This is a genomic window from Bacillus sp. OK048 (assembly GCF_900103525.1).
GTDB lineage: Bacteria > Bacillota > Bacilli > Bacillales > Cytobacillaceae > Neobacillus.
This window is the reverse complement of the sequence record NZ_FNHN01000007.1, coordinates 307,654-315,944: the sequence shown is the minus strand read 5'-3', so window position 1 is coordinate 315,944 and position 8,291 is coordinate 307,654. Positions and strand designations below refer to the sequence as shown.

General features: G+C 35.1%; 4 protein-coding genes, 1 rRNA gene and 2 pseudogenes. 1 reads left to right on the top strand and 6 read right to left on the bottom strand.

The window, feature by feature from the left end:
• From BLR86_RS15190 to BLR86_RS15160, 6 genes and pseudogenes are all read right to left on the bottom strand, one after another.
• A 16S ribosomal RNA gene (locus BLR86_RS15190) occupies nt 1-88 on the bottom strand; the annotation flags it as partial.
• Between the two features lie 724 nt (nt 89-812).
• Nucleotides 813-1,337 (bottom strand): annotated as a pseudogene (locus tag BLR86_RS15185) (dTDP-glucose 4,6-dehydratase); the annotation flags it as partial.
• A 580-nt stretch (nt 1,338-1,917) separates the two neighbouring features.
• A complete protein-coding gene (locus BLR86_RS15180) occupies nt 1,918-2,490 on the bottom strand; it encodes a transposase (RefSeq protein ID WP_090762909.1) in 573 nt (190 codons plus the stop codon).
• A 12-nt stretch (nt 2,491-2,502) separates the two neighbouring features.
• Entirely contained in the window at nt 2,503-4,047 is a 1,545-nt protein-coding gene (locus BLR86_RS15175; RefSeq protein WP_254782337.1) for a YifB family Mg chelatase-like AAA ATPase, read from the bottom strand.
• A 703-nt stretch (nt 4,048-4,750) separates the two neighbouring features.
• Nucleotides 4,751-4,915 (bottom strand): annotated as a pseudogene (locus BLR86_RS15165) (mannose-1-phosphate guanylyltransferase); the annotation flags it as partial.
• 170 nt (nt 4,916-5,085) lie between these two features.
• On the bottom strand, nt 5,086-6,537 hold the full coding sequence (locus tag BLR86_RS15160; protein WP_090762899.1) for an esterase/lipase family protein: 1,452 nt from the start codon (nt 6,535-6,537) through the stop codon (nt 5,086-5,088).
• Between the two features lie 799 nt (nt 6,538-7,336).
• Here BLR86_RS15160 and BLR86_RS26440 point away from each other — a divergent pair.
• Complete coding sequence (locus BLR86_RS26440) at nt 7,337-7,528, top strand: hypothetical protein (protein WP_139185621.1); 192 nt, start codon at nt 7,337-7,339, stop codon at nt 7,526-7,528.
• Nucleotides 7,529-8,291: the final 763 nt, after the last annotated feature.

Genomic DNA, 8,291 nt, shown 5'->3' with positions numbered 1-8,291 from the left:
GGTGCAAGCACCTCAAGATTCGCTCGACTTGCATGTATTAGGCACGCCGCCAGCGTTCGTCCTGAGCCAGGATCAAACTCTCCAAGAAAGTTGATTTAGCTCGAATTTTACGTTGGCTCGTGTTCTCTATATATAATAGAAGAAACACGATTATTATTGTGTGTTGACGTTCTTGTTTGTTTAGTTTTCAAAGAACAATTTTTGGAGATAGATAAACAATATATCATCTCTTTTTTAACCAATCAATCACTTTTCTAAAAAGATATAACTTAAATCAGCGACAGAATTATATTTTAACGAAATATTTTTTAAATGTCAACTGTTTTTTTAGAGATGAATATTTATGTTGATATCTCTTAGCGACAAAAAATATATTACTAGATTATTTTACACACGTCAATATAGTTTTAGTATTTTCAAGTAGTAGTTTTATGAATAAAAAGACCATAAATGGCCTTTTAAACAAAACATTATACAGCTGATACTTTTTTCAACTTTTACTAGGCTTTACTTTTCATATGGTATAATACGGGCGTTCTGATCCATAGCGACCAAGGAAGTGTTTACAGATCCCACATGTATCGTAATCTAAGTACGGAGCTACATTTTATACCAAGTATGTCACAGCCGGCTCATTCTGTCCGCAATACTCAGGATCCACTTGATAGTAAAAAGATTCATTCCATTCAATGGTCTCACATAGATTATGTTGTTTTAAATAATTTATAGTATTTTAATCTTCTTTCATAAATGGTCTATTTAGAATTAATAGAGAATCATTTTAATGAATATTGATTTTTAAAGTAGCCTTTCTATTCCCCACTAATTTGCTCCCACCACCATTTGTTGTTTAGATACCAATCAATTGTTTGGGCAATTCCTGTCTCAAAAGTATAAGTTGGCTTCCAACCTAACTTCTCTAGTTTGGTAGGATCGATAGCATAACGCTTATCATGACCCAAACGGTCAGTAACAAATTCAATTAAATCTTCTGATTTACCTAAAGCACTAATAATAGTTTTAACAACTTCTAAATTAGTTCTCTCATTATGTCCGCCAACATTATAAACTTCACCATTAACTCCTTCATGAAGAACAAGGTCAATCGCCGCACAATGATCAAATACATGTAACCAGTCACGAATGTTTTTACCATCACCGTATACCGGTACCTTTTCATCATTTAAAACACGCGAAATGGTTAACGGAATGAGTTTTTCTGGAAAATGGAAGGGTCCGTAATTATTAGAACAACGAGTGATAGTAACCGGAAGACCAAAAGTTTCGTGGTAAGCACGGACCAAGAAGTCAGATGATGCCTTACTAGCACTATATGGACGGGGTTTTGGCTCCCATTATTCTTATAAAATTTAGTTTATGGGAATCAAAAACTGTTTTTGGTTCCCTCTATCTGTTAATAGTTGAACTTAAGGGAATCAAAGAGAGGAGTTAACACAAAAACAATGTGATCTGCCCTTCTAGTTTACTATGAAATGATAGAATTTTTTGCCCTATTAGACTACTTTCCATTCTTTTTTACAAATTCGCCTATCGACAATCTTCTCTTATCTTTTAGTAAGCAAACCCCTAGTTAACAACTGATAACGTGGATCTAATCAAACGTTTGATTAGCACAAAAATACCTACACAAACGTTTGATTAGATGTGGGAAAACCCTTTTGTTAAACGAACTCATGTCAGTTTAGTAGAAGATTTTTTGTCGATGAAATGTCTCATTCCTTGATAATGGGCTACAATAAAAAGCTATAAATACTAGATACCTACAAAGAGTGACACAGTTTGATGCCAATTAAACGTTTGATTGAAACAGGCACCACCGTAGATAAATCAAGCGATTCTAGTAGAAATTGGGTAGAATATTGTCGACAGATTTATCTGGTTCCCCATATAATTATTTTAATACTGAATAGACTCTGGCACTTCCTCAACATATTTACAGTAATGTTGAATGGTCTTCTCTGATTGAAGAATAAAACTAGTAGGTAATTCGAGCATATTCATGAATGGATATAGCGGAGTTCTGTCTTTCTTGTAAAATTGGTAGCTGCAGTAAGGATAATCTTCCATTCTGTCTACCATTGGTTTTTTTGTGCTGATAGGATTGCGATGTATATATTTACTCACTTGGAGAAGGTCTTGAGGTGATAGAATTGGGGAACTGTTGAAACGTTGTTGAAATACATGTCCAACATGATGGTATTTTTGATTAAAATAATCGGTATAGCGTTTATTAAATATCCCCATGACTTTAGAAATTGATGTTTCTTCTGATTTTAATAGTAAATGATAATGATTTGTCATAATGCAATAGGCACAGATTGAAATGGATGATTCATTGTGGATCATCGTTAACAATCGGAAAACTTCCATCATATCGATACTATCACAAAAAATATTTTGGCGGTTGTTGCCCCTTGCGTAAATATGATGATAGGCATGAGGGATCCATTCTCTTCTTTTTCTTCCCATTGGCAACTTCCCTTAAATCCCGGCATGATGATCTGAGTCCATTTGAGATTGCAATTTCCATTCAACAGCTTCTTTTAAAGAGCTATCCGAAATTTCCTTTTCCAGTGAAAGATCACTAATAGTCCGTGCTACACGAATCATCTTGATTTGAGTTCGATTACTCCATTTATTGTCCCAGCACACTTGATGCAAGTATTCTAATTGTTCATTCGTAACGGGACATTTAGATTGGATTAACTGAAAGGGCACACGATTATTTAATAACCGTTCACCATAGCGCTCATATTGCATTTCTCTAGCACGCGTCACCCGCTCTTTTATGGCATAAGATCCTTCTTCCATACCCATTCCATTTTTCAATGACACATTTTTTAAAGTTAATACAAAATCAATCCGATCCAAAATTGGCCCAGATATCCTTTGCTGGTAGGTAGCAATTTGCTTTGGCGTGCAAACACAATAGCGCTGTGAAGAACCTTGATGGCCACAAGGGCAGGGATTTGTTGCCGCAATTAAAGTAAAGTCGGCTGGATAGGTGACAGTTTGTTTTGCTCGATTGATGGTAATTCGTCTGTTTTCCAGTGGTTGACGAAGCATATCTAGAGTCTTTTTCGAAAACTCACCCATTTCATCTAGAAAGAGTATTCCATAACGGGCCAAAGAAACTTCCCCTGGTCTAGGATAGGTTCCACCTCCAAGCAGAGAAATGGCCGATGCTGAATGATGTGGATGCCTCATCGGCCGGCGGGTCATCGAGGGAAGTTCCTCTCTTCCTAATTGATAGATACCATATAAGTCCAGGGTCTCTTCTGGAGATAAGTCTGGAAAGATGGAAGGAAACGCCTCTGCTAGCATGCTTTTTCCGCACCCTGGAGGGCCACTTAATAGAACATGATGTCCTCCAGCAGCTGAAATTTCCAATGCCCGTTTTGCTTGAGGATGTCCAATCACTGATTGAAAGTCTATTTGTGGTTCTACTTCTGCTGTTAAGGATACATCCTCGTTTACTTCAATGGGAAAAGAGAATAAATGATCTGCTTTCAACTGTCCCTTTAAATAGGAGATTAGGCTGGATATAGAGGATACAGGAATGAGTTCTGTTCCTATTGTGTTAGGAAATATGCGGGTATTAATGGGGGGAATAAATATCTTCTTAAATCCAAGCTTTATTGCATTCGTAATAACTGGAACAATTCCTTCAAAGGGTTCAATATCACACTTTAGGGATATTGCTCCGATGATACACATGTCTTCATTCAATTCTCCATCCAGCTTTCCAATCGCTTTCAAAACCGCTAACACCATAGCAGCGTCATATCCAGGACCTGTCTTTTTAAACTCTGGAGGGGACAAATTGACCGTAATCTTCTTTGTATGAATACAGCATTTTCGTTCATACAATGCACTCCAAACCCTTTCTTTCGACTCTTTAACCGAGGCATCAGGTAATCCTACAATCACAAATGATTCCTTATCCGTCCGCGTATTTACTTCTACCTTTACACGATAACCATCCATACCATTTAAACCCACCGTCATAACCGATGATGTCACCATCTCAACCCCTTTCATTTCTACGGTAACTTGCAAACAATTCAAACAACTATATTATACTACAATACTTGAATCAATAGACAATATTAGTGCGGGAGAATAAACCTTTTAATCTACTAGTGAACAAATAACTTAAATGGAAATTCTCTGGATGGTGCCTGGCACCCGGTGCCTGCCGGTGCCTGCTAATAGTAGCTGTCATACTTTCATTTGTTTTATCAGCTTTGTGGTAGGGAAAAAGATGTTGGCACTAATTGTAATATTAAAGGAAATGTTCTGCTACAACACAGAAAAAAAATTCACTATTTACCTGAAGATCAATTTTATGACATAACTAAGATTGATGGAAGATATTGAGAAGAATGGTTCTGTTCAGAAGAAGCTGAAGAAGCTGGGTTTAAGAGATCAGAAAGATGAAACAAAAAATAATAGTCGGATAGCTCTCGAACTCATCAAAAGCTTCTTCATCAGTCAGTTTGTTTCGAAAGCGTCAAAACGCTGGATCGTACCTGGCACCCGATTTCTGCCAACATATATAGGGTAGTCAGGCCACCGAAACTAAACTAACCTTTTTTTCTCTGATCTTTATTAAAATATCGAAAGATCTAGTTCGATTTTGTAAAATATGTAATTTTATTCATTCCCGGTAATTCTGCGGATGGAATAACTGGAAATTCACTGGATGATGCCTGGCACCAAGTCCTTCCCAAATTCGCTCTTCGTACATTGGAGGCTGTTCAAATCCACTGATCAATTCCTTAATTCTCGGGCTAGAAGCTTTATCTGCAACTAAAATCCCATCTGGACTTGCTGCAACGATAATATCCTTTACTCCAAGAACTGTCACAGGAATATCAAGCTCGTTAATCATATCTACAATTCAAACAACTATATTATACTACAACTTAAATGGAAATTCTCTGGATGGTGCCTGGCACCCGATTTTTTCACGATTTTTTCACGATTTTTTCACCAATTCTTAAGTATTATAAATATATTGATAATAATTTAACTATAGATAATCACTGTCTTCCGTTTATATTATTTTTGTTCGAAAACTCGTTTTACAATGTTTCTCGAATACGAATCTTTACCATAATACCAAGAATGCCAGCCTTCATAATCATCTTCTATTATGATACGGTTATTGCTACATTTAAACTGATATCTTGTACTTTCAAATGGAACCACTCCATCATGGTGGTCGTACCCATCGAAAATGCCCCATCTGCTTAAAATTTCACGTAATGCCTTTAAGTAATAACTTTCTTCTTTATCATCCTCAGGCAAATAATAGCCGGATTGGAATAAGTTACCGTTAATGTTAAAACTCCTTTTGTTTAACTTACCGAGAAAAAATGATCCAGGATCCATATCTTTTAAAGCTGGTGAATTTTCATTATATAAAGCAACTTGTTCAATAAAACTTCTGAAAATATTGGTAGAGAAGTGCTTAGTTTTTATTGCATCGCGAATTATATTAAAAAGAAGTTCTATATTATTTTCTTCAATTAATGAAAATATTGCATTTCCAAATTTTGCAATAGGAGTACCGTTATTAGGTGTACCAGCTAAAATTACATCATCAATACTATGGGGAGTATCTAAGAAATAGCTCATCATACTTCTAACAACAAGTCCGCCTTCACTATGGGCATAAATATCAAGTTTTTTATCTTGTTCTAATAAGCCGCTAACCTTTAACACATTGTATAAACTACCACCATTAGTTAATATACTATTACGATTAGATGGGTAGGTAATTCCAAATATTTTCCCATAATAATTGCGCTCAAAAAGTTCCCTTTTTAGAGAGGTAAAATTACCTTCTGTATAGGACATAAATCCATGAACTATTAACGCCATTGGTTTATTATCAGAGTAATCATTATCCTCAATTCTGAGTTCTGTATCAATAATTTCTCCATCATCATTTAAGCTAATGTTATATAGCCTTGATTCAAATGAAGAAAAGAGACTTTTAATATTCTTCTTCAAACTGCGGATAAAAATAAATGCTTTTTTCCATCCATTAGAATTTATATTGTAATAACACAGAAGTTCTAATTTACTTCTATCATTAACCTTAATATAGTCGGTCGCTCCAGGGGAATCATGTTTTGAATAAACTATTTCATATTGTTCTATGTTATTAAGGTTAATACTATAAATTGCCTCAATATCATTTGGAACTTTTATGAAGAAGTTTTCATCATTGACTTTATTATATTTTGACTGATGGAAAAATCCATTTAAAAACTTTGAGGCTCCGGATTTGAATATATCATGTTCTGAACATATAACAAAAGGCAAGTCTTTAAAAGAAAATTCACCTAATTTGTTGTGATTTTCAAACAAATCCACCTTATTATTCTTATAAGGGTCAAATAACAAGTTATCTAATGAATTTCTCGGGTGGTCACTTTTTAAGTTGAAAATTTCTCCTTCCTTAGTTTCTTTTATTCTAGAGTTTTGTCTAAAAAAATAATGCAAATTAATACCTCCTAAAATAAATATTAAAATATGTAAAATGCAGTAAATATTCCCTAGTGATATAGTACAAAAAAATGAGAAAAAATCCAACTTTATCCAACGCTAGTATGATGGATTGTTAGTAATCAAAAACTGTAAGTAGTCAAAGAACCTTTGAATAGTGTCCACTGCGACTTTCATTGGCAGTGTTTTTTGTTGTTTTAGGGAATTTTTTTTTTTGTATCGGTACAATTATGAAGCATTATGCGACAATATAGAAATACAAATAATTCTCTGGAGGGAGGAGGACAAAAAAATACCCCGAAGAGATGGCAGTCTCTTCGAGGTAGATTAAACTAACAAACTATAAATAGATTAAGATATCTTGGAAAGACAGTCAATGGCTATCTACGACTTTACCAGGATGTTCCTCCGTATTGCGAGGAGAGATGCACTGACTGTCATAGGAAATTATACAAACATGGTCGCTATTATCGATCAGTGTAACTGCTAAACTAAAATCAACAGTTTTCCACAAATAAGGGTAAATAGATTTCGACAAATAAGACTCAACAGTTTACCATAATTAACCCATTTTCTATATACCAAAAGGGTTAGCCGAAAGGGAATTTAGTGCAGTCCCTGAACTTCCGATGGGGCAGCAGCTTCAATTGGATTTTGGGCAAAAAAGGTCACCACAACGGATGGAACGTACAAGCGTCTTACTTTATTGCGTTCGTGCTAGCTTACTCTAGATACAAATACATAGAGTGGCTAGACCGGCCGTTTCGGGCAACTGATCTTATTCGAATACATGAAAATGCGTTCCGTTATTTTGGAGAACGTCATTGAAATAGTCTATGACCAGGATCGTTTACTGGCAGTGAGTGAGATTGCGGGCTTCCCCTTTCTACCGGACAATACTTCCGTCAGATTATGGACAATCGACACCGTCGATTTTTTGTCATTTGGAAGTGTCAGTAACACTTGGCGATTTCAGCAACGGTCATGATCTTTACCTAAACCTTTTCAAGACAACTATTACAAAATAAATGGTTGCTTAAGCTTATCTAAGAATCAAACACATACACCTTTATCTTCTGGTAGATAAGGGTGTATGGCTAATGTAGCAACTACTTCCACCATACTACAAAACTGCCACGGAAATTTACTTGAATCAATAGGCATTATTAAGTGCGAGAAGAATAACCCTTTTAATCTACTAGTGAACTATTAACTTAAATGGAAATTCTCTGGATGGTGCCTGGCACCCGATTTGTTTATAATGAAAAAGCGTAAAGGTGATCTTTTGCGCCTTTTTCCTGTATCTATATTTCGTTTTAATGCTTGTTTAGCAAGGATTTAAGCACCAATAATTAAAAATGCCATATTAATATTATTGCATAAGAATCGAGGTGTCGATAATGTTTAAAGGCTTTTTTAACTTCGAAATTAGAACAATTGATGTTCTAATTATTGCTTTGCTACTCTTAAAGTAAAGTGAAAGCAACAACGTAAATTCGTTGTTGCAGGAGTTTAAAGATAATTAAACAAATATCGGCATTTTTATTTTTCTATGATTACCACAAAGCAAAACATTATGGATAACAGAGCTTCTTAAAAAGAAAAACCCTCAAAAGCAAATGATTTACTTTCCTTTTTAAAAAATTCTGCTTTAGATTTCTCCTTTTTCTCCTGAACACCTTTTAATTACCAATCAAATCGATCATCATTCAATCCATTCAAACCATGTTCTTGTATAGATTGGGGAGATC